The 22920-nt window shown below is 60.7% G+C and carries 19 protein-coding genes and 1 riboswitch; of the genes, 10 read left to right on the forward strand and 9 right to left on the reverse strand.

Annotated features, from left to right (window positions below; genetic code table 11):
- Positions 1-165 precede the first annotated feature (165 nt).
- Together ACM561_RS06755 and ACM561_RS06760 are read right to left on the reverse strand one after the other, a co-directional pair.
- The gene (locus ACM561_RS06755) at positions 166-1107 is read right to left on the reverse strand and encodes a JmjC domain-containing protein (protein ID WP_425908955.1); all 942 of its coding nucleotides are present in this window, start codon (positions 1105-1107) and stop codon (positions 166-168) included.
- Entirely contained in the window at positions 1104-2330 is a 1227-nt protein-coding gene (locus ACM561_RS06760) for a GNAT family N-acetyltransferase (RefSeq protein WP_425908957.1), read from the reverse strand. The genes ACM561_RS06755 and ACM561_RS06760 overlap by 4 nt, the downstream gene beginning before the upstream one ends.
- A gap of 482 nt (positions 2331-2812) precedes the next feature.
- Here ACM561_RS06760 and ACM561_RS06765 point away from each other — a divergent pair, with 482 nt between their 5' ends.
- The 3 genes from ACM561_RS06765 to ACM561_RS06775 all read left to right on the forward strand — a co-directional run bounded on the left by ACM561_RS06765 (position 2813) and on the right by ACM561_RS06775 (position 6087).
- Positions 2813-4243, forward strand: a complete 1431-nt coding sequence (locus tag ACM561_RS06765; protein ID WP_425909670.1) for a caspase family protein — start codon at positions 2813-2815, stop codon at positions 4241-4243.
- Between the two features lie 194 nt (positions 4244-4437).
- Positions 4438-4725 (forward strand): hypothetical protein, encoded by a 288-nt coding sequence (locus ACM561_RS06770; protein WP_425908959.1) that lies wholly within the window; start codon positions 4438-4440, stop codon positions 4723-4725.
- A gap of 912 nt (positions 4726-5637) precedes the next feature.
- Entirely contained in the window at positions 5638-6087 is a 450-nt protein-coding gene (locus ACM561_RS06775) for a hypothetical protein (protein ID WP_425908961.1), read from the forward strand.
- A gap of 51 nt (positions 6088-6138) precedes the next feature.
- Here the strand turns inward: ACM561_RS06775 and ACM561_RS06780 are convergent, their stop codons facing one another.
- Together ACM561_RS06780 and ACM561_RS06785 are read right to left on the reverse strand one after the other, a co-directional pair.
- Positions 6139-6339 (reverse strand): hypothetical protein, encoded by a 201-nt coding sequence (locus ACM561_RS06780; protein WP_425908962.1) that lies wholly within the window; start codon positions 6337-6339, stop codon positions 6139-6141.
- A 232-nt stretch (positions 6340-6571) separates the two neighbouring features.
- A complete protein-coding gene (locus ACM561_RS06785; protein WP_425908964.1) occupies positions 6572-6703 on the reverse strand; it encodes a hypothetical protein in 132 nt (43 codons plus the stop codon).
- Positions 6704-7227: 524 nt separating this feature from the next.
- Between ACM561_RS06785 and recA the strand changes: the two genes are divergently transcribed.
- Positions 7228-8319, forward strand: coding sequence for a recombinase RecA (gene recA / locus ACM561_RS06790; protein ID WP_079446430.1), 1092 nt, complete (start codon positions 7228-7230; stop codon positions 8317-8319).
- 456 nt (positions 8320-8775) lie between these two features.
- Here the strand turns inward: recA and gcvP are convergent, their stop codons facing one another.
- The 3 genes from gcvP to gcvT all read right to left on the reverse strand — a co-directional run bounded on the left by gcvP (position 8776) and on the right by gcvT (position 13255).
- The gene (gcvP, locus tag ACM561_RS06795) at positions 8776-11640 is read right to left on the reverse strand and encodes an aminomethyl-transferring glycine dehydrogenase (RefSeq protein WP_425908966.1); all 2865 of its coding nucleotides are present in this window, start codon (positions 11638-11640) and stop codon (positions 8776-8778) included.
- Positions 11641-11716: 76 nt separating this feature from the next.
- Positions 11717-12082 (reverse strand): glycine cleavage system protein GcvH, encoded by a 366-nt coding sequence (gene gcvH / locus ACM561_RS06800; protein WP_079446432.1) that lies wholly within the window; start codon positions 12080-12082, stop codon positions 11717-11719.
- Between the two features lie 9 nt (positions 12083-12091).
- Positions 12092-13255, reverse strand: coding sequence for a glycine cleavage system aminomethyltransferase GcvT (gene gcvT, locus ACM561_RS06805; RefSeq protein ID WP_425908968.1), 1164 nt, complete (start codon positions 13253-13255; stop codon positions 12092-12094).
- A gap of 131 nt (positions 13256-13386) precedes the next feature.
- Positions 13387-13491, reverse strand: a riboswitch (glycine riboswitch).
- A gap of 257 nt (positions 13492-13748) precedes the next feature.
- On the opposite strand from gcvT, the gene alaS reads away from it, so the two are divergent.
- The gene (gene alaS / locus ACM561_RS06810) at positions 13749-16439 is read left to right on the forward strand and encodes an alanine--tRNA ligase (RefSeq protein ID WP_425908969.1); all 2691 of its coding nucleotides are present in this window, start codon (positions 13749-13751) and stop codon (positions 16437-16439) included.
- A 62-nt stretch (positions 16440-16501) separates the two neighbouring features.
- Here alaS and ACM561_RS06815 read toward each other — a convergent pair whose 3' ends face one another.
- On the reverse strand, positions 16502-17719 hold the full coding sequence (locus ACM561_RS06815) for an NADP-dependent isocitrate dehydrogenase (RefSeq protein ID WP_425908971.1): 1218 nt from the start codon (positions 17717-17719) through the stop codon (positions 16502-16504).
- 243 nt (positions 17720-17962) lie between these two features.
- Between ACM561_RS06815 and ACM561_RS06820 the strand changes: the two genes are divergently transcribed.
- From ACM561_RS06820 to cynS, 5 genes are all read left to right on the forward strand, one after another.
- A complete protein-coding gene (locus ACM561_RS06820; RefSeq protein WP_425908973.1) occupies positions 17963-19186 on the forward strand; it encodes a TrmJ/YjtD family RNA methyltransferase in 1224 nt (407 codons plus the stop codon).
- Positions 19187-19384: 198 nt separating this feature from the next.
- Positions 19385-20287: a hypothetical protein gene (locus ACM561_RS06825; protein ID WP_425908975.1), complete on the forward strand. Its 903-nt coding sequence runs from the start codon at positions 19385-19387 to the stop codon at positions 20285-20287.
- Positions 20288-20354: 67 nt separating this feature from the next.
- Complete coding sequence (locus ACM561_RS06830) at positions 20355-20939, forward strand: hypothetical protein (RefSeq protein ID WP_425908977.1); 585 nt, start codon at positions 20355-20357, stop codon at positions 20937-20939.
- Between the two features lie 134 nt (positions 20940-21073).
- The gene (locus tag ACM561_RS06835; protein WP_425908978.1) at positions 21074-21688 is read left to right on the forward strand and encodes a hypothetical protein; all 615 of its coding nucleotides are present in this window, start codon (positions 21074-21076) and stop codon (positions 21686-21688) included.
- A gap of 194 nt (positions 21689-21882) precedes the next feature.
- A complete protein-coding gene (gene cynS / locus ACM561_RS06840) occupies positions 21883-22383 on the forward strand; it encodes a cyanase (protein WP_425908980.1) in 501 nt (166 codons plus the stop codon).
- Positions 22384-22533: 150 nt separating this feature from the next.
- Here the strand turns inward: cynS and ACM561_RS06845 are convergent, their stop codons facing one another.
- Positions 22534-22857, reverse strand: coding sequence for a DUF1476 domain-containing protein (locus ACM561_RS06845; RefSeq protein ID WP_425908982.1), 324 nt, complete (start codon positions 22855-22857; stop codon positions 22534-22536).
- Positions 22858-22920 lie beyond the last annotated feature (63 nt).

Below are 22920 nucleotides of genomic sequence, written 5' to 3' on the forward strand. Positions count from 1 at the left end.
TGGAACGAACCCTATCATAGGTCGCCAGGGCTATGACAGAGAGGTCAGGGGGGTATGGAGGGGTGTATCTCTCCGACCAAACGGGACATGTCTGTGAAGAGTGACTGGTTCAAGCGCTCGCTTGGCGGCTTTGCCGGGCAATGAAGCAACCTTTAATCACAACACCTAAGCGTCTTTCAGATAGTAATTCGCTTGCTTGCCAAGCGCGATGCGACGCAGGATTCGCCGCATCGTCATCGAGGTTCGCAACGGACGGACCGCCGTCGTCCCCGCTCGATAGAACGCCAGCTTCACGCCATCGAATGCAGGCTGAACGCCTGGCGGTTTCTGTGGCCAGCCGAGACCGCGCAGCATCGAATTGAGGAAGTGCAGGTCGTTGGCGCGGCGGACCTCGCGCGTCTTCCAGGTAATGGCCATCGAAATCGAGTGCGATCCCGCGGTGCGTACCCAATGCGGCCATTGATAAGGCACGAAACAGCCGTCACCGCCAAACATGTGGAATTCGACACCGCGCGGCGCGAAACTCTCATCATATCTCAGATTGCGGTGTTTCGTCATTGAGCGCTCGATCTCGTCATCCGATACGAGGCGGCGGTCCGTGTTGTCGTAAATCGTGAAGAATTTTTCGCCGTGGATTTGGACGAAGAAGTTGTCCTCGCTGTCGAGATGAAACGGCGTCGTCGAATTCGGTGATGAGACGAAGAGAAAGCCCTCGATCTGTTCAAATCCGGCGTCGCTCAAGCTGTCGAAGCCGCGCGCGCGCGCGACCGATAGCAGTGTGTCCTCGATCAGGCGGCGATACTCCGGAGCGTTTTCCACGCGTTTCAATACCATCCAGGCACCAGCGGTTTCGATCCGCTTCACCACCTCGACCGGATCGAGGTCTACCGTCGGGATCGCATCGGGATTCTGGCTGATTGCGACCTTGCCGGAATTGTATTCGATCAGGTCACGCGGCAGCTCGGCAGCCAGTTGCGCGATGCGCGGCAGCGTCAATAGCGGATGTCCCACAAGCCTGTGCCGGATCGCGAAGGGCTTGAGTGGGAAGTCGCGTCGAAGCGCATCGTTGGCCGCGGTGATGACCGGCACATGTGCGGAAGCATTCATGCTTTCTTCTCTTGACGTTCGCGGAGGATGTGGACGACGCGGCGTGCGGGCTCGCGAAGTAGCCGGCGCAGCGAGATCGCCGCTTTTGCGAGCGGAACGGCGGGATCGTTGCGGCGAAGCGGGATCAGCACGTCGCCGATCGCAAGCCGCCCGCGCCAGATTGGGTCGATCATCGGATGACCCGGATTTGCGGTGGAATCCGCCAGAGTGATCGCGGGGTCGGCACAGAGATGGCGCGTGAGATCGAGCGTCAACTGCACGCCGGGTGAAAATTTCGCAAAACGTTCGTCAACGCCGAGCTTGAAATAAAATGCGCGGTCTTGGTGGCGCAGCACGACTGCTGCTGCCACAGGCGTCGGACCGGCGTGCAGGGTTACGACTTCACACTGGCCTCGCTTGGCGAGTGCCGGCGCGGCGCGGCGGATGAAAGCTGCATCGCCGCTATGCTGGATCAATGCGGTCCCCCGCTGTGCCTTCCATCCGCTGGCCTCCAGCGCGAGGAAGGTTTCAAGCGCTCGCGCGACGTCGGTGGTAGAGCGCGCGACCTGAAACGATACCTCGCCATGCTCCGCAAGACGATTGCGCTGGCGCCGCAGCTCCTTGAGCTTCTTGACGCCCAGCGCCTCGCGCAGCAGTTCTTCCGCCTCGCGGGTGGCGTCGAGGCAGGCGCGCACATGACCATGCAGCCTATGCGGCTTGAGGCCGTCGTGTTCGAGGGCTGCCGTGATGGCTTTCATGGCGGCGCCGTCGAGCGCGATGTTGCGCAGAATCAGCGCGCGTTGGCCGAGGGCACGCGCCTCGCGCAGCAGCGCTGCCGCGGCTTGATTCGCGAGGCCATGGTCGAGCAGTGGCGTGCAAAGCGTTCCGTAAGGATCGGCGCTGACCAGAACGGGAAGTGGAATCCGGTAGGCTCGCCAGGCGGAGATAACAGGGATCAGGCCGATGAGAGTCTCCGAGCCCGATTTGCCAGATAAAAGGTCCGAACGTGCCGTCAGCGCCGACGCGTTGGTCCGGTCGCGCGCCGAGGCGTCGAGCGCCAGCTCCCAATCCGCGAGATAGTAGCCGTTGGGCTCGACAGCACGGTCGGCAAGTGATCGCCAACGGCTGGGATCGAGCGTTGCAAGGGCTGCGGCCCCGCGGCGTGTTGCGCTTGCAGACGGGCGTGCCGTGAACCCGCGTCTCGATGAACCACGAGCCGGAGCCCAGTTAACAATATCGACCATGTACGCAATCCCCGTTCGCGGTGGCCATGAGGTGACAGGCGCACAGCGGCGCCTCGGTGTTCATGGAGGTGGAGGTTATTCGGAACATTCGAAAGAATGCGTTGGCCGTTACACTTGTTTTTGACCTAAGAATTAACCGTACATTCACCTTGCCTGAGACAGACGTTCAGTTGATCGCTGTTTCTTCCCGGCGTTCTTGACGGTGTGCCGCCAAAGCCGCAGGGGCAGCAGATCGTGGCCGCTGATCGAAAGCGCCTGCCTTGCAATCGTTTCTACGCAGCTATCGGCCATCCTGTGGTCTGCACCACAGGCAAAATGCGAACATGCTCTAGGCCTGCCGAAGCGGTAGAGAGGACGTGGTTCGACCGACCGGCGAAGGTCGAATTGACATGCGACACATGCGCGCGCGATGAACTAACGCGGCCGGTGAATCGACAACGGTTGGAAGAGATTTGCGCGGAGCCTATTCCATGACATTTTCAATGATCCGCTCGATCGTTTTCGGGGCGATCGCTGCGATGGTGCTGACCGTGCATCCGGCTGCTGCGGAAAACCGACTCGCGCTGGTGATCGGTCAGTCGGCCTATCGTGCAGTGACGCCGCTGCCAAATCCCGCCAACGACGCCAGGGCTATGACCCAGATGCTTGGCGACGCCGGTTTCGAAGTGCTGACGGCCTCCGACCTGTCGCAGACCGAAATGCGCGAGAAGGCCGGGGAATTCGCGGCAAAGATCGCAGAGAAGGGCCCTGACACCATCGCGCTGATTTTCTACGCCGGTCATGGCTTGCAGGTCGATGGCGAGAATTTCCTCGTCCCGGTCGATCTCGATCCAAAGCGCGAAGCCGATATTCCGCTGCAGGCGGTTCGCCTGAACGACATCATAAACACGCTGACATCGGTTCCGAGTCGCATGCGGATCGTTCTTCTCGACGCGTGCCGCAATAACCCGTTCCCCGCGATCAACAAGACGGTGGGACACGGTCTCGCTATCGTCGATGCCAAGGTGGCCGCGCCCGGCACATTCCTGTCGTTCTCAACTTCGCCGGGTGCCGAGGCGGAAGACGGCACGGGCGCCGATAGCCCCTACACGACCGCGCTGTTGTCGGTCAGCCGGCAGCCGGGGCTTTCGATCGAGGAAGCCTTCAAGCGTGTCCGTTTGGAAGTCAACAAGGCCACGAATGGCCGCCAGACTCCCTGGGACAGTTCCTCGCTAACGGACGGTTTCCAGTTTTTTCCCGGAGCATCCGAAGCCGCGCCTCCTGCCGTTTCCAAAAGCAAGCGGACGGTCGCGGAATGGCGCGATGAGCTGAAAGGCAAGACCGCTGAGCAAGCGCACGAGCTGATTGTCGGCGACGGCAGCGACCAAGCCTATGAGGCGTTCGTTGGCCTCTATGCTGACTCGCCGCTCGATCGGGAGGCGCGGCAGTGGCTCGATCGTCACCGGCGTATGGCGGCCTGGAGCAGGGCGGTCCTCGCCAATACGGCGGCGGGATATCGCGTCTTCCTTACCGACTATCCCGATAGCGATCTGACGTCGACGGCACGCAAGCTGGAGGAGCGTCTGCGCAACCGGCCCGACAATCCGGCCGTGGCGGTGGCCGCTGTAACGGCCGGCCCGACCTGTCCTTGCAGCGTGCCGTCGCGGGAGCCGAAGAAGAAAGTCGAAGCGCCGCCAAAGAAAAAACAAGCCCAGCCGTCCCGGCGTGGCGAGGCGCCTCCACGCCAGCGTCATCGCGAAGCGGACGATGTTTATGTCGACGACGTGCCGCCTCCGCGCAGCTACGTCCCGGTGCCGGTACCCTCAATCGGCATCATCGGTGGTTTTGGCGGAGGAGGGTTCGGACGCGGCCCGGGCGGGTACGGCGGTTCTGGCCGGGGTGGAAACGTGGGCAGTCCAACGGGCCGGTTTTAAGGACGCATTCGGCAAGCACCGGTCGGGGTCGGCGCCGGCCGGTCCCTTCAAGGTTCCCTCACAACGAACGACACGCTCGAGCCATTGCCGGGCGCATCACTCGTGTCTCGAGACTCACGGCGTTTTCGAGCGGTGAGCCGCTTGAAACCGAAAGGATCTGGCGTTTATGCTATCCGCTGTGGGGAGGAGTTATGATGAAGATTCTATGCGCATCCATGCTCATGGCGATTCTGGTGTCGGGGCCGGCTTTCGCCCAGGCGCCGCATTTCAACATGATGGCTGACGGGCCTGGAAAGACGCCGGAGCAGATCGAGAAACAGAAGGCCATCGAAAAAGCTTACAAGGACACGCTGCGGAAGATTCCCGATGCTGCGGGAGGCAACGATCCCTGGGGTGGCGTGCGAAACGAGGGCCAGCCCAAGGCCACCGCCAAAAACAAGGCAAAGTCCAGGATAGGGGCCGCAGGCGGCACGGCAAACTAGCTTGCTCGGCGGCTTTCATCTTCGAATGGTGGACGACTGAGACGCCTCGCAATACGCCCCTCGGCTCCCCACCCGCGCCGTTTGGCGACTGGTGCCATGAGAGCGTATGCAAGTCTGAACGTGACCAGTCCGATCAACAAATAAAGACCATAGAACACCCAACTGAAACCTGCGCATCCCACGATCAGAGCTATTATGAGTGGACCGATGCGCGTGCGAAACAGGCTCATTTGCTCTGACTATGACAACCCCTACAAACAACAACGTCACCTGAGCGGAATATGATCGCCCGGTGACGTTGCGTCTAGACTGGGCAGTGCAATCCCCCAGCCCTTTCTCTGTCTCTGCACCGCGGCAAAGGTTCAAACCGGATTTTCGCTGGAGGCAGATGAAACATGCTACATTTTGCATCGTAACTGGATGAAAGCTTCTGTGCGGCGGTCCAGATATAGGAAATTTTCCGGCCTGTAGCTTTATCGAGGCTCACCAAGGCCGTCGAGAAAACGGATTTCCTTAAACCGATGTCCGCCTGATGAGGCGGACTTCGCCACAGGGTTCAGGCGACTTCCCCGATCGTTGCCGGTCATGTCGGCCCCCTTCGCGCTGCTCATGCGAGCCTGCGGCCAGGAGCGGCTGCTGATTCGGCGCGCGGACCATCAATTGGAAAGTTTTGATTAAGATTCGGCGCTCATTCTACGCAAATCTGTTTTGCGTACCGGAGAAACACCATGCTGACCACCGAACCTGGTTTGGCCCGGAATTTTCTCAATATTGCGCTAGGCGGCTTCGGCGTGCTTGTCGCGGTGCTGATTGGGGTAGCGCTGAGCTGAGACACCTGCAAGATATCCACGGTCGGCCAAAGGGCAGCAGATTTGTCCGGGTGCCATAGCTCAATCGATTGGAGCAACCGACGTGGGTAACAGTAGCGGGTTGGACAAGGGATTGATGGCCCTGATCCAGAACGTTTTGGGGACGCGCCATAACGCGCCCCTGCCTGAGGCCGAGCTGCCCGAAGACAACCCGGGCGCTTCATCGGAATCGCTTGGCGCTGAAACCTCGCAACAGCCGGAGGCAGAGGGTCCGGTTGAAGAAACTGCCGCAACGCCGCCGGACCAGCCGGAGAGCTACGACCGCCGCAAAACCGCCGACGAATTGGCGGGCATCATTCTGAAGGCGCTGCAAACGCTTGACGGCGCGCCGGCTCGCGGATTCGTGGTGACCGTTTACGGCGGAAACCCATGGAATGCGATGCTGACGATCAAACCGGAAGCCGGGCCGATCGCCGATCCGGGCCTGTGGCGCACGCGTGTCCGGGACATGGCTGCGCGGTTACGTCAGGACTTCGATCTGGCTGAGATGTAACGGCCGAACAGAGCAGGGTGGCCTATCAGGCGCGCCCGCGTCGTGGTCCGGTTAAGGCCGCGACCAGTAGCCGTCAATCGCGTGAGCCAGGAAAATGCCGGCGCTCATAATTCCAAAGACGGCAGTAATTGCTTCCAGCATCGTACTTAATCCTGCTACCCAGCGACCGCCAGCAAATGCAAATCGTGTTGCACAGTCAAAAGGATTTTGGCGGCGCTGCCGACTCCACATCGTGCTGATGATTTCTGGCAACACTGCTGACCTTGTCTGTATCCGAATGCCGGGGGTTACCGTCGGAACCGAGGCGCGCATCGAGGCGGTTTAGGCTTGTCGATCGCCAGACTTAGACAATGACGGGTTGGATTCGATCGGCATCGTCAGGCGGTCGAGGGTCCGAATCGGAAGCAGCACGCCCTTGCAGCCTGCGGGGATAGCTGCCGTAACGTCGTCGATCTCGCGTGCATTGATCCAGCCGGCGACGCATTTATATGCCGAATGCTTGGCCAAGAGCCCTTGCCAAGGAAAAGCCGGCCCGGGTCAGGGTGCCGTGGTTGTAATTCACATCCCACTGATTGATTGCGACCAGCACGATCGCCAGCACCAGGATCTTTTTCATCACGGTAGGCTGGCACCAGACTCTTAAGATCGAATTAGGAGAGGATTTTCGCGATCGGATAGGGACGCGAATAATGCGAAGCGAAGAACTGAAAGAGGCCGCCCACTGAGGCGGCCTCTCAAGGTTAGCGATCAATACCACCATGCCAAGAGCAGGTTCCTTTACCTGTACTGCTGCTACCCCATCCGTCTCTGCACATCGTGCAACGTGATCTGGTGGAGATAAAACCAACCGCGCCGGCGAGCGCAATTCCTGCAACAATGATGAAAGTCATGATGCCTCCTTGCAGTGTGGAGGCGTCGAATATTTGATTCGGCTGCCTTAAAAAGGGCAGAGGCATCTCTGCCCACTTCAAACTAGGCCACTCCCAAAATCAAACTAGGCCACTAGGGTTAAAACAGGCCAGTACCTAGCGAAAGAACATATTGCGAACTTAGAACAAATAGGGTACATATTTTCCATCCGATCAACCACGGCGCCATTCGTTGTCCCGCCCGCGAATCCCGTTCATAAGGAGCCGGCCTATGTCCCAAGCTGCCCTGCGTATCGTCGAAGGATCCTCCATGGATAAGTCCAAGGCCCTGTCCGCCGCGCTGTCACAGATTGAGCGTCAGTTCGGCAAGGGCTCGGTGATGAAGCTGGGCAAGAACGACAAGTCCATGGATGTGGAGGTTATTTCCTCGGGCTCGCTCGGCCTCGACATCGCGCTCGGCGTCGGCGGCCTGCCCAAGGGACGCATCGTGGAGGTCTACGGTCCGGAGTCCTCGGGCAAGACCACGCTGGCGCTGCATGCGGTCGCCGAGGCGCAAAAAAAGGGCGGCATCTGCGCCTTCATCGACGCCGAGCACGCGCTTGATCCGGTCTATGCCCGCAAGCTCGGTGTGAATGTCGACGACCTCCTGATATCGCAGCCCGATCACGGCGAGCAGGCGCTGGAAATCGCCGATACGCTGGTGCGCTCGGGCGCTGTGGATGTGCTGATCATCGACTCGGTTGCGGCATTGGTGCCGCGCGCCGAACTCGAGGGCGAGATGGGTGACGCGCTGCCGGGGCTACAAGCGCGGCTGATGAGCCAGGCGCTGCGCAAGCTTACCGCCTCGATCAACAAGTCCAACACCATGGTGATCTTCATCAACCAGATCCGCATGAAGATCGGGGTGATGTATGGTTCGCCGGAGACGACAACCGGCGGCAACGCGCTGAAGTTCTATGCCTCCGTGCGCCTCGACATCCGCCGCATCGGGGCGATCAAGGAACGCGACGAGGTCGTTGGCAATCAGACCCGCGTCAAGGTCGTGAAGAACAAGCTGGCGCCGCCCTTCAAGCAGGTCGAGTTCGACATCATGTACGGCGAGGGCATCTCCAAGATGGGAGAAATCCTCGATCTTGGCGTCAAGGCCGGCATCGTTGAAAAATCCGGCGCCTGGTTCTCCTACGACAGTCAGCGTATGGGGCAGGGCCGCGAAAACGCGAAAGCGTTCTTGCGGGCCAATCCCGACATCACCGCCAAGGTCGAGACGGCTATTCGGCAGAATTCAGGACTGATCGCCGAGCAGATTCTGGCCGGCAGCCCTGAGCGCGACACCGACGATGACGAGACGGAAGCGGAGGATTGAGTCTTTCGTTCCCACGGAAGCACAAGCGCGCTCGATGATGTTGATCGCCGCGTTTTCCACCGAACACGGAAGGGTCCGGGTCAAGCCGAGAACATTTTCTGCCGAGAACGCTTAGGTCGACCGGCTAAAGCGTTTTCGAGCGAAGTGGATAGCGGTTCGCGTGAGAAAACGCGTCTAGTCAATAGATGGAGTCTTTCACCGTTCCGTAAAACGATGAAGGACTCTGAGGTGAGTTTCCAAGACCCCGGGCTCGTGCGAGTCGGGTTGGTGCGATCCGCGAAGACGGGAATCTTTCGTGGAAATTTATGTCGCGCCTCTTGGAAAAGACGGGCGCTGTGGATGTTGAGTTGCCGACATCCCCAGCGTCCGGCTTTGCCATCCTTCATCCTTCATCCTTCATCCCTCTCCCAAAGGGAGAAGGATGAGAACGTTGAGCGGAATACAGCCTGTGATCTTCTACTCCGCGGCTTGCGCGTAGTCTTCGATGGGTGGACAGGAACAGACGAGATTGCGGTCGCCATAGGCATTGTCGACCCGTCCGACCGGAGACCAGTATTTATCCGACCGCGAGGTTCCGGACGGGAAGCAGCCTTGGGCTCGGCTATAGGGCCGTGACCAGGCGTCGTCGGCGATGTCATGCACGGTATGTGGTGCATGGCGCAGCGGCGATGCCTCGACTTTCCAGCGGCCCGCCTCGATCTCGGCAATCTCGTGCCGGATCGCGATCATGGCGTCGCAGAATCGATCCAGCTCCGCTTTTGATTCGGATTCGGTCGGCTCAATCATCAGCGTGCCGGGCACCGGAAAACTCATGGTCGGGGCATGGAAGCCGTAGTCGATCAGCCGTTTGGCGATGTCGTCCACGGTGACGCCGGTTTTGGCCTTCAGTGCGCGGGGGTCGATGATGCATTCATGCGCGACCCGTCCCTTGACGTTGCGATACAGCACCGGGAAATGCGGGTCGAGCCGCTGTGCGATATAGTTGGCGTTGAGGATCGCGACTTCGGTCGCTCGCGTCAGGCCTTCGCCGCCCATCATCAGCATGTAAATGTAGGAGATGGTCAGGATCGAGGCCGAGCCGAACGGCGCCGCCGAAACCGGTCCGACCGCGGACGGCGTTGCGCCGTCGGTCTCGGGGTGCCCGGGCAGGAAAGGTGCGAGATGCGCCTTCACGCCGATTGGGCCCATACCCGGTCCGCCGCCACCGTGAGGGATGCAGAAGGTCTTGTGCAGGTTGAGATGGCTGACGTCGGCGCCGTAGTCGCCGGGCCGTGACAGGCCGACTTGCGCGTTCATGTTGGCGCCATCGAGATAGACCTGTCCGCCGTGGCCATGCACGATGTCGCAGATTTCGCGGATGTGCTCTTCGAACACGCCGTGTGTCGACGGATAGGTGATCATGATGGCGGCGAGACGATCGGCGTGCTGCGCCGCCTTTTCCTTCAAATCGTTGACGTCGACGTCCCCGCGCGTATCACAAGTCACCACCACGACGTCCATGCCGGCCATGTTGGCGGAGGCGGGATTGGTGCCGTGCGCCGAGGAGGGAATCAGGCACACCGTGCGGTGCCCTTCGCCGCGTGCCGCATGATAACTGCGGATCGCCAGAAGCCCGGCATATTCACCCTGTGCGCCGGAGTTCGGCTGCAGCGAGATCGCGTCGTAGCCGGTGATGTCGCGCAGCCATTGTTCGAAGTTTTCGAACAGTATGTGATAGCCTTCCGCCTGCTCCATCGGCGCGAACGGGTGCAGGTTCGCGAAAGCTGCCCACGTCAGCGGAATCATTTCGGTGGTGGCGTTGAGCTTCATCGTGCAGGAGCCGAGCGGGATCATTGCGCGGTCAAGCGCGAGATCGCGGTCGCTGAGCTTGCGCATGTAGCGCAGCAGCTCCGTTTCGGAGCGGTGTTCCTGAAAGACCGGGTGGGTCAGATAGGGTGTCTTGCGCTTGAGATCGGCCGGCAGCAAATCGGGAGCGTGCGCTTCGACGTCGGCATAAGAGAATGTAGCGCCAAATGCGCGCCACACCGCTTCGACAGTCTCCGGTATCGTGAGTTCGTCGAGCGCGATGCCGAGGGTGCCGTCTGTGTTGATCCGGAAGTTGATGCCCTGGCTGCTTGCGCGGTAAGCGATTTCGCCTTGCCGTTCGCCGGCGTTCACGGTCAGCGTGTCGAAAGCTGTACTATTCAGGGGCGCGAAACCGAGCCTCGTCAATCCCGCCGCCAACGTCGCGGTGTGTCGATGCACGGTGCGCGCGATCTGCGCCAGTCCTTTTGGACCATGATAGACCGCATACATCGAGGAGATCACCGCCAGCAGCACCTGCGCGGTGCAGATGTTGGAGGTGGCTTTCTCGCGGCGAATGTGCTGCTCGCGGGTCTGCAAAGCAAGGCGATAGGCCGGCGCCCCGCGTGAATCCACCGACAGACCGACGATGCGGCCGGGCAGCAGCCGTTTCAGCGCGTCACTAACCGCCATGTAGGCGGCATGTGGACCGCCATACCCCATCGGCACGCCGAAGCGCTGCGCGGAGCCGACGGCTATGTCAGCGCCGAGTTCGCCGGGCGAGGTCAGCAGCGTGAGCGCCAGCAGGTCGGCTGCGACCACTGCAAGGCCACCTTTCGCCTTGATCGCGGCGATGGCCGGGCGCAGATCGCGTACGACGCCGGATGTGCCGGGATATTGCAACACCGCGCCGAACACGTCCGCTTTGTCGAGATCGCGCAGCGGATCGCCGGTGATGAGCGTCCAGCCTAGCGGTTCTGCGCGGGTTCGCAGCACGGCAAGGGTCTGCGGATGCACGTCGTGATCGACAAAAAACGCTTTTGCTTTCACCGATGATGCGCGCTCCGCCAGCGCCATTGCCTCCGCCGCCGCCGTTGCTTCGTCCAACAGCGATGCATTGGCGACATCGAGGCCAGTGAGGTCGCAGATCATGGTCTGGAAATTGAATAGCGCTTCCAGCCGGCCCTGGCTGATTTCAGCCTGATAGGGTGTATAGGCCGTGTACCACGCCGGATTTTCCAGGATGTTGCGCTGGATCACCGCTGGCAGGATCGTGCCGGAATAGCCTTGCCCGATCAGCGACGTGAACGGCTGGTTCTGCGCGGCGAGGCTTTGCATATGCGCCAGCGCTTCGGTTTCGCTGAAGCCCTGACCGAGATCGAGCGGCGCAGCCTGCCGTATCGACGAGGGCAGTGCCTCGTTCATCAGAGCCTCAAGGCTCTTCGCGCTCACGGTTTCCAGCATTGCAGCGATATCGCGTGACGATGGACCGATATGGCGACGCGCGAAGGTCGTAGCGGGCTCTTCACGGGCGATCATTTGAAAGGCTCCTTAGATGCCTGAATAAAGTTATGAATGCGTCATGCCGGGCTTTGTGCCAGGCAGGATAAATTGCTCACGCCGTGTGCGCCTTGTAGGCTGCCTCGTCCATCAAACCTTCGAGTTCGCTCTTGTCGGCGATCCTGAGTTTGAAGATCCACGCCTTACCTTCTGCGTCGGTATTGACCAGTCCAGGTTCTGCGCCGAGTGCGTCATTGACTTGCAGGACTTCACCCGTAATCGGCGCATAAACGTCTGAAGCCGCCTTGACCGACTCGACCACCGCCGCGGCTTCGGTCTTCTTAAGCTGGCGTCCGACTTTCGGAAGCTCGACGAAGACGACGTCTCCAAGCTGTGACTGCGCGTAGCCTGTAATGCCGATCGTTGCAGTATCTCCCTCAATGCGGAGCCACTCGTGATCGGTGGTATACAAAACGGTCATGACAAATCCTCAACGCTTGTAATTGTGTGAGACGAAAGGCATCGCGCATACCCGCAGCGGCAGCCGTTGTCCGCGCACGTTTGCAAAAACGAGACTGCCCGTGGCGGCATGTGATGTCGGCAAATAGCCCATCGCGATCGGCGCGTTCAGGCTTGGTCCGAAGCCGCCCGATGTCACCGTGCCAATCGGATCGACGGAGCTTGCATCAGCGAACAGCAGCGCGCCCTCGCGCACGGGGGCGCGGCCTTCCGGCCTCAGCCCGATGCGGCGGCGCGGCGCAGCTTGCTCGAACTGGGGTAGAATGACATCTGCGCCGGGAAAACCGCCCGCGCGCGCGCCACCGTTCCGCCGGCTTTTTTGCACGGACCATTCCAGGGCGGCCTCGACTGGCGTTGTCGTTGCGTCGATGTCGTGACCGTAAAGGCAGAGGCCGGCCTCCAGTCGCAGGCTGTCGCGAGCGCCAAGTCCGACCGCCATCACGTTGGGATCGTCAAGCAATGCCGACACCATGTCCTCGACCTGAACCGCAGGAATCGAAATTTCGAAACCGTCCTCGCCGGTGTAGCCCGAACGCGAGACCACGCAGTCCACGGTGTCGCCAGCGATTCGCACCCTCTGCGCCCCGGCATCCATGAAGCGCATCGCCGGAGCTTCAGGACATATCTTCGCCAGCGCGGACGCCGCCTTCGGACCCTGCAGCGCGACCAGCGCGCGATCCGCCAGAACCTCGATGGTGCAGACTTCGGAAAGGTGCTCGCGCAGATGAGCTTCGTCGGCGGCTTTGCAGGCGCCGTTAACGACCAGGAACAGGTGGTCGCCGAGATTGACCACCATCAGGTCGTCGAGTATGCCGCCAGCCGCATTGGTGAACTGGGCATAGCGCTGCCGTCCCAATGCGACCGCCACGATATCCTGCGGCACCAGCCGCTCTAACGCCAGCGCGGCGTCCCTGACGTTGCCGGATTTCGGCCGCAGCGCGATTTGGCCCATGTGCGAGACATCGAAGAGGCCAGCTCCGGCGCGGGTATGGAGATGTTCCTTCAGCACGCCGGAGGCGTACTGCACCGGCATGTCATAGCCTGCAAACGCAACCATCTTGCCGCCCTGTGCCCGGTGGAGGGCGTGCAGGGGCGTTTTTTGCAGGGTCGGCGCTTCGGAAACATGCGTCGCCATCAGGGGTCCTCGTGGTTGACAGGGAAAATTCCCTGAAAACCTGTAGAAACCCCATCTGTCGCTGTGCCTGAGAGTATTATCCCGTCGGCGGACCCCTCCGGCTAGGGCCCGGGGGTCTCTTTCCAGATGTAACCAGTCGCGCGGTCCGTTTGCCTGAGAGTTTCCGGGGCGGTTGCTCCTTCGGCGCCGGCCTGCTTCCATTTCCGAAGCGGCCGATCTCTCCCGGCGCGACTTAATAAGCAGATATGAGGAAAATACGGTTTGAACAAGGTTGTCAACGCAGTGCAGCATCTTTCAACGGATGTTATTTGGGACCCGGCCAAGCCTCTGATCCTCCTGCACACTTTCTGGACAGTCTGCCCACCCACGTCTAAAAGCGGTCGCTGGACACAATACGAGTTTAACTTGCGCGTACTCTGACCGCAAAATCGGTATCCACTTTTGCGGAATACATGCTCAGGGTCGCGAGCCCTTTTTGACGCAATGGAACACAATGAGCGGCGTTAACGACATCAGGTCGGCGTTTCTGAATTACTTCGCGGCTAACGGCCACCACATCGTGCCCTCGTCCCCGCTGGTTCCGCGCAACGATCCGACGCTGATGTTTACCAACGCGGGCATGGTGCAGTTCAAGAACGTCTTCACGGGCGTTGAAAAGCGGCCCTATCAGCGCGCCACCACCTCGCAGAAATGTGTGCGCGCGGGCGGCAAGCACAACGATCTCGACAATGTCGGCTATACCGCGCGGCACCACACCTTTTTCGAGATGCTCGGCAACTTCTCGTTCGGCGACTACTTCAAGGACCACGCTATCGAACTCGCATGGAAGCTTGTCACCCAGGAGTTCGGACTTCCGAAGGACAGGCTTACCGCCACCGTCTACATCGACGACGACGAGGCGTTCGAGCTGTGGAAGAAGATCGCGGGCCTGCCGGAATCGCGCATCATCCGTATCAGTGGCGCTGACAATTTCTGGCAGATGGGCGACACCGGTCCGTGCGGTCCGTGCTCGGAGATATTTTACGATCATGGCGACAAGATTCCCGGCGGGCCTCCGGGGTCGCTGGACCAGGACGGCGACCGCTTCGTCGAGATATGGAATCTCGTATTCATGCAATACGAGAAACTGCCCGATGGCAGCCGCCTGAACCTGCCGAAGCCGTCAATCGACACCGGCGCGGGGCTCGAGCGCGTGGCCGCCGTGCTTCAGGGCAAGCACGACAATTACGACATCGACCTGTTTGTGGCGCTGATCCGCGCTGCGGCGGATCTGACCGGCGCCGACCCGCAAGGCCCGATGAAGGCGTCGCTGCGTGTGATCGCCGATCACTTGCGCGCGTCCTCGTTCCTGATCGCCGACGGGGTGCTGCCATCGAACGAAGGCCGCGGCTACGTGCTGCGCCGGATCATGCGGCGCGCGATGCGCCACGCCCAGTTGCTCGGCGCGCGGGAGCCGATGATGTGGCGGCTGGTGGGTGTGCTGGTGCGCGAGATGGGCGAGGCTTATCCCGAGTTGCAGCGCGCGCGGCCGCTGATCGAGGAAACGCTTCGGCTCGAAGAGACGCGCTTCCGCAAGACGCTGGAGCGCGGACTCTCTATTCTCGACGAGAAGAGCGTGTCGCTGAAGAAAGGCGACATGTTCGACGGCGAGACCGCGTTCACGCTATACGACACCTACGGCTTCCCGCTTGATCTGACGCAGGACGCGTTGCGCGCGCGCGGCATTGGCGTGGACATCGCGTCGTTCACCGACGCGATGGAACAGCAGAAGGCCAAGGCGCGGGCGGCTCGCTTTTCGTCTGGCGAAACGGCCACCGAGGCTGTCTGGTTTGCTTTGCGCGAAAAGTTCGGTGCGACCGAATTTCTTGGCTATGAGACAGAGAGCGCAGAAGCTCAGATTATTGCAATTGTCCGAGGAGACGAGGAAGTCACACAACTTGAACCGGGTTACGGTGGCAGGATCGTTCTCAATCAGACTCCATTCTACGGGGAAAGCGGTGGTCAGGTGGGCGACCGCGGAATATTCCGTTCGGACGCGAACAGTGCGCAGCTTCTCGCAGAAGTAATCGACACACAAAAGCAGGCTGGTGATCTTATAGTTCACCATATCGGGCGCGAACACGGACTCTTAAAGGTGGATGATACCGTGCGTGTCGATGTTTATCATGAACGACGGTCGGCCGTCCGGGCCAACCATTCCGCGACTCACATTCTGCACGAAGCTTTGCGTCAAGTGCTCGGCGATCACATTGCTCAGAAGGGGTCGCTTGTTGACGATAAGCGGCTGCGCTTCGACTTCGTTCACAACAAGCCGATCAGCGCGGACGAGCTGCGCCGGATCGAGGACATCGCCAACGATGTCGTGCTCGAGAACGGCGAGGTAACCACGCGGCTGATGGCGGTGGATGACGCGCGCGAGGCCGGGGCGCGGGCGCTGTTCGGCGAAAAGTACGGCGACGAGGTGCGCGTGGTGTCCATGGGCGGCACGGGACGGCAGGGCGCGGCGAGCAATGCGCTGGGCTGGTCGGTGGAGCTCTGCGGCGGCACCCATGTAAAGCGCACGGGCGATATCGGCCTGATCTCGGTGACTGGCGAGAGCGCGGTCGCCTCCGGCGTGCGCCGCATCGAGGCGCTGACCGGGCATCATGCGCGTCGTCACGCCAACGACTCCATCCAGCTTGCGAAAGCTGCGGCCGGCGAGTTGCGCACTACGCTCGATGACATGCCGGCGCGGATCACGGCGCTGATGGAGGAACGCAAGAAGCTCGAGCGTGAATTGTCCGAGGCGCGCAAAAAGCTCGCCATGGGCGGCGGCGGGACCGCAAATGCAACGTCGGGCGCGGCGGGCGTGCGCGATGTTGGCGGCATCAAGCTGATGGCGCGTTCGGTTGAAGGCATCGAGATTAAGGATCTCAAGAGCCTCGCGGATCAGGGCAAGAAGCAACTCGGCTCAGGCGTCGTCGCGCTGGTCGCGACCAGCGATGACGGCAAGGCCAGCGTGGTCGTCGGCGTGACACCCGATCTGGTGACCCGCTTCTCGGCGGTCGATCTGGTACGCAAGGCGTCCGAGGTGCTCGGCGGCAAGGGCGGTGGCGGCAAGCCGGACATGGCGCAGGCCGGCGGACCCGATGGGGCAAAGGCGGGCGCAGCGCTCGACGCCATCGCCGCGGCGATGGGCGCGTAACCGGGGGTCTGCGCGCACATCTAGAGCCTAGCTTCTGATTCAATCAGAAGCCAAATGATGCTCTAGGCCGCTCCCGTTGCCTTGGTCAGGTTGTCAGCCACCTTGTCGAGGAAGCCGGTGGTGGAGAGCCAGCGCTGGTCGGGGCCGACCAAGAGCGCGAGGTCTTTGGTCATGAAGCCGGACTCGACGGTGTCGACGCAAACCTTTTCGAGCGTGGTTGCGAAATTCGCCAGCGCCTCATTGTCGTCGAGCTTGGCGCGATGCGACAGGCCGCGCGTCCATGCGAAGATCGAGGCGATGGAGTTGGTCGACGTTTCCTTGCCTTTCTGATGCTCGCGATAGTGTCGGGTCACGGTGCCATGGGCGGCTTCGGCTTCGACCGTTTGGCCGTCCGGCGTCAGCAGCACCGAGGTCATCAAGCCGAGCGAGCCGTAGCCTTGCGCCACCGTGTCCGACTGCACGTCGCCGTCGTAATTCTTGCAGGCCCAGACGTAGCCGCCGGACCATTTCAGCGCCGAGGCCACCATATCGTCGATTAGACGATGCTCGTAGGTCAGGCCCTTGGCCTCGAAGTTCTTCTTGAACTCCCGGTCGTAAATATCCTGAAAGATGTCCTTGAAGCGGCCGTCATAGACCTTGAGGATGGTGTTCTTGGTCGACAGATAGACCGGGTAGCCGCGCAGCAGGCCGTAATTGAACGAGGCGCGCGCGAAATCGATGATGGAATCGTCGAGATTATACATTTCCATCGCGACTCCGGGGCCGGGCGTCTTGAACACCTCGCGCTCGATCACCGTGCCGTCCTCACCGACGAACTTCATGCTCAGCGTTCCCTTGCCCGGAAACCTGATGTCGGTGGCACGGTACTGGTCGCCATAGGCATGGCGGCCGATGATGATCGGCTTGGTCCAGCCCGGGACGAGGCGGGGCACGTTCTTGCAGATGATCGGCTCGCGGAAGATCACGCCGCCGAGGATGTTGCGGATGGTGCCGTTCGGCGACTTCCACATGTGCTTGAGGCCGAATTCCTTCACCCTCGCTTCGTCGGGAGTGATGGTGGCGCATTTCACCCCGACGCCCACTTTCTTGATGGCGTCGGCCGCCTCGATCGTGATCCGATCGTCGGTCTTGTCGCGCGACTCCATCCCGAGGTCGAAATACATCAGGTCGATATCCAGGAAGGGATGGATCAGCTTGTCCTTGATGTATTGCCAGATGATCCGGGTCATCTCGTCGCCGTCGAGATCGACGACGGGATTGGTCACCTTGATTTTTGCCATGGGGGCTCGGGCCTTTTCGGGATAAAGCGCTTGGAGGGGCAGCCTGGAAGGCTCGGGCTATAGCATCGCGACAGCGCAGGCGGAAGCCGGACTTGGCGACCGGCTCTCACCTTCCGCCGGAAATTCAAGATGCTTCATAAACTCATTATTTCACTTGAGAAAAAGTTGTATAGGCGCAATCGAAGACTTGGGCCGCCGCGCCGTTGAACCAGAATCTCAGCTTGAACTGAAACACGAGGCAAGATGTCCGGCACCGACAGGACGAAAACCGGCATCGACGCCGTTGGCCCCACCGTCATTCTGGTCGAGCCGCAGCTCGGCGAGAACATCGGCATGGCGGCGCGCGCCATGGGCAATTTCGCCCTGACGCGGCTGCGCATCGTCAATCCGCGCGACGGCTGGCCCAACATCGCGGCGCAGCGCGCGGCGGCGGGCGCCGACCACATCCTCACGCGCGTCGAACTGTTCGACACCGTGGCCGAGGCTGTCGCCGACTGCACGCTGCTGTTCGCGACTACCGCGCGCGCCCACGATCAGGCCAAGCCGGTGGCGGCGCCGGAAGCGGCGGCGGTTGAGGCGACGGCGCAGATCGCGGCCGGCGGCCACGTCGGCATCCTGTTCGGCCGCGAGCGCGCCGGCCTGTTGAACGAGGAGGTGGCGATGGCCGACCGCATCATCACCTATCCGGTCAATCCGGGTTTCGCCTCGCTCAACCTGGCGCAGGCCGTGCTGCTGATGGGTTACGAATGGTTCAAGCTGGTGACGCGCGGCGAGTTACCGTTCGCGATGCCGGAACGCTCGGAGCGGGCCTCCCAACACCAGATGCAGGCGTTCTTCGACAATCTTGTCAGCGAACTCGACAAGGTGGAATTCCTGCGCCCGGCCGAGAAGCGCGACACCATGCTCGTCAACCTGCGCAACATCTTCACCCGCATGGAGCCGACCAAGCAGGACATGCACACGTTGCACGGCGTGGTGATGGCGATTGCGGAAGGGCGTAAGGGACCGGCCAAGGGCGGCGTGCTCGACGGCGCGCAGGCGACGCGGCTGCGGGCGCTGCTGGCCGAGCAGGGGGCGGGCGGGGCGTCCGCGGACAGCAGCAGCACGGTGCGCGGACTGGCGCGGCTGCTCAGACGAAATCCCACCGATGCCGAGCGCATCCTGTGGCAAGCGCTGACACGAGACCGTCGCTTCGCCGGCCAGTTCAAGCGGCAAACCCCGGTCGGCCGTCACATCCCGGATTTCGTGTCGTTCGCGCAGCGCGTTGCGATCGAACTGGTGAATGCGGACGAGAGCGACACCATCGCGCGCGACCGCGCCGCGCGGAGTGCGTGGCTGGCCGAGCGCGGCTATCGCGTGGTGGAGATCGAGGCGGTGGCGGTGGAGAGCGATCTGGCGCGCGTGCTGGATGATCTGGTGGGGAGGATGGGGGGGGGCCTGAAATTATTGCTGTCAAATGACCGCTAACAATCTGGAGGTGGGTAAACGTCGATTAGGGACGTATCCCTCGATCCAAATTCTCATCCGCAAATTCGGTTGTTTTCAATCTAACAGCCGCTTACAGTTTCTTCGCGTCGCAGCTCAGGTTGAGCACCGCCTTCAATGGGCTCTAAATGCCCCCTTAAAGCGGACGGGCGCGTTCAATTCGCGCGCGATGCACAGCCTATGTATGAGTTAAAGCGCACACACGCTCGGGCGGCATTCAAAGACCTTTTGGGGCAAGCCAACCATTTTCTGATTACGTTGCTTGTTGGTCTCAGCTCCGTCAGGGACGGTATCGCCACGCTCGATGATGAGTTTCGCACCTCATGGAAGCCGCACGACGTTAAGAGGTCAGCCGAGCGAAGCCGTCAATTCGCCCTCGATCTTTCGCTTGTTCGGGCCATTGACTCGCTGGATGCCTACATGATGCAGGCACGAAAGAGTCCGATAGCGCTTCCGACTCCTGAATTTGCGTCGGCAATGGATGGGGCAGGGCAGAAGGTTTCTAAAAGATTGGAGATCTTTTCGAACTATCTCACACCTCTCGAGAGACGGCAGGAGCTGTTTTTGAAACTGGCGATCGATTGGAGAAATCGCCGCGTTCATTCGCTGGCCAGTGAGACCATCGCCGGAACCGAACTGAAAGAGCTTCTAGGGTATTCCATCAAGCTTGCTGAAGAACATCGCGGGCTAAATATAGACGCGCTAGTGTCTAGATATCGAGCAAATGAAGCTCCGTCGTTTAAAGATGCGGCAAGCGTAATTAGCCTGACACATACAGCAGTTAAGCATTTTGATCAGCAACTGTTGGTCGGACTTGAGATCGAGAGCTACTTGCGCGGCTTGATAATGCAGGCACTCAATTCTCCGTGCTATTCTAGCGCAAAGGATGCTCTGCGACACGCTTGTTCAAAAACATGGGCTGACCCGGAAAAGCGTACCAACAAGTCGATCCGCATTTTGAGAATGGTCGGCGTGCATCCAACAGATAAAATTGAGGGCAGGCAAGTTCCAGACGAATTGGTGACAAAAATCGCGACCATGACGCCTGAAACAGCATTCAAATATTTCTCGCAAACTAGCTAGACCCGTGAGTTGGGTTAGCGCCGATGACGGTGCTTGGCACTTAACCGATCTTAGCTAGCAACATCTGATGTCACTTCCCGACTCAACAGAGACACCTCGTACGCTGGCCCTTCGAAAGATTGTCGAGGAGACGGAGGCTGAACAGATCTTCGATTGGCCGAAATTAGGGGATGGTGACTATGCGCTGTTTGCTAGGATCATTCACATCTACAGTGTCTTTGATTTTATCCTGCATCACGTAATGGAGATAATGGATAAGCAGGGCATGTTAGCTCCGTTGGCTGGAAAGACGCAGAGGCTCACAAGTGCTCGGGTAGCCGAGGTCATTCAGTTATCACCAATCTGGATTGGGTCGAATAAGTTCGCATTAGAGGAAATAGAATCGTATCGTAGAGTGCGTAACTTGTTGGCGCATTTCGTGGCGCGGCGTTTTCCCGACGACAACGCTTATATTTTTATGACGAAAAGCGCGATTGATTACAGAAGGGTCTATGGCAAACTTCCCGAGGGCGTTGATACGATGCTGTATGGCGTCCTTGATGCGCAACAGCTGCGCGACGTCGTTCCAGTTCTTGAGGGTCTTTTGAAGTGGGCGGCGCAACTGCCGCGCGATCTCAGCCGACCATTGGATGGGACTGGAGGACGAGTCTGACGTGCTAGGGAAAAGCGGGCTTTATTCCTTTTCATCACGGTCTTTTCCCCCGCTCCCTTAGCGCCGGGTGATCCTCCTCCACCGGCATATTCGCATCGATCACGAGGTCCAGTGCTTCCTGCGGGGCGCGGTCGATGTCGACGCCGCCGCGGTGCAAGTCCTTGAGCGCGGCGCGGATTGGCTTCGTCGCGCGAAAGCCGGTCACGCCCGGTTTCCGCAAGGCCCAGCGATTTGCGTCGCCGGTATCCGCCGATCACCTCGAGCCGCGCCATCTTCAAGACCTGCAACGCCCGCATCATCTCCTCGACGTCGACGTTCGGCGCGTCTTCCAGTTCGCGCACGGCGCGCTCGGCCAGCGCCCTCAGCCGTTCGGCCAGCTTGCGCAGCTTCAGCCGCCGCCCCGCGCGCGCCGTGGGGATCATGTCCTTGTGGCGCGGCGCATGGGGCGGTCGCTGCCAGCCGTGGTCACGCTTCCAGCCGGTAATATTGCTGTGGGGAATGCCGACCTTCTCGCCGATCTCGCGATAGCTGAGGCCGGTGGTTTCGACGAGCCGGCGCACCTTGGCGACGGTCAAGTCGCTGTGCATTCGCCGCAGGCCCGGCGGCCGGTGGCCGTCGATCGCGGGTGGCCCCTCGGCCGGTTCGTCCGGTTTCACGCGAAGGCGGGTGAGGGCAGGAGGCGTGCGAGGCAGGATCATGATGCGGAATATAATCCTACATCGCTGCGCGAGCAAGAGGGTGAGGGGTAACGTTCCCCTCGTGGAACTGCGCGCTCTATGACGGGTGCCTGCATAAGCGGCATTCGTTGCGCAAATTCCGATCAATCGCTCGCCGTCCGCGCCGATTTCTCAAGTCAAACGCTGTCCGGGCCCGTCTGCGCCTTCGTGGCACGGGCATTGCAATGGATTGTCCCAGGCCCTTTCGAGTCAGATGGGAGATGATGATGAAACGATCCGACCTCACGGAAAAGATTCTCGATGTCAAGCGCGAGAAGGAATGGAGCTGGTCATACATCGCAGGCGAGATCGGCGGGTATTCCGAGATCTTGATCGTCAGCTCGCTGCTCGGCCACATGAGGCTGTCCAAGCCGCAAGCGGCGATCGCCGGAAAGCTGTTCGGCCTTTCCAAGGCGGAAACCGCGATGCTCAGCGAGGTGCCTGTGCGCGGCGCGGGCGTGCCGATGCCACCGACCGATCCCTTGATCTACCGCTTGTACGAACTGGTGATGCTCAACGGACCGGCGCTGAAAGTGCTGATCGAGGAACAGTTTGGCGACGGCATCATGTCGGCGATCGACTTCGACCTGGAGCTTTCGCGCGTCGCCAGCCCGAAGGGCGATCGCGTCAAGATCGGCATGTGCGGCAAATTCCTGCCGTTCAAGTATGCCGCCCCTGCCGGGACTGCCACCGGGGGTAATGTAGAGCACCAGCTCGAGAAGGCGTGAGAAAACGGCTCCGCTCGACCGGCGTGGTCATCACGAAGAAAAGCAGGGGCAACGCGTTGCGAATCGCCCCTGTATGATCCGCGCCTGGCGCAAAGCCGGCGCGGGCAAATTTTGTTGCGAATTCGAGAAAATGAGGGAGGCGGGAGAAGTTTACGTCCCCGCCTTCACTTGAGCTACGGCGTCCGCCAATAGCATATCCATTTGCGTGCGGACCTGCTGTTCCGTGAGTGCGACGCCCTTGGCGGTCAGGTCGCGCATCACTTTTTGAAGCACGTCGTCGTCACCCGGCTGTTCGAAGTCGGCGGTGACGACCTCATTGGCATACGCGCTGGCGGCGTCGCCGGTGATTCCGAGCTTCTCCGCGACCCACAGGCCCAACAATTTGTTTCGGCGGGCAAAGGCCTTGAATTTGTGTTCCTCGTCGAGGGCGAACTTCTTCTCAAAACCCTCTTCACGCTTTTCGAATGAGTTCATGGCCTGGTCCGGTTTCCGTTGTTGCAAGAAACTGCCGACCGGCCGCGTTGCTGCGACCGGTTG

The organism is Nitrobacter sp. TKz-YC02 (assembly GCF_049852135.1).
GTDB classification, from domain to species: domain Bacteria; phylum Pseudomonadota; class Alphaproteobacteria; order Rhizobiales; family Xanthobacteraceae; genus Nitrobacter; species Nitrobacter vulgaris.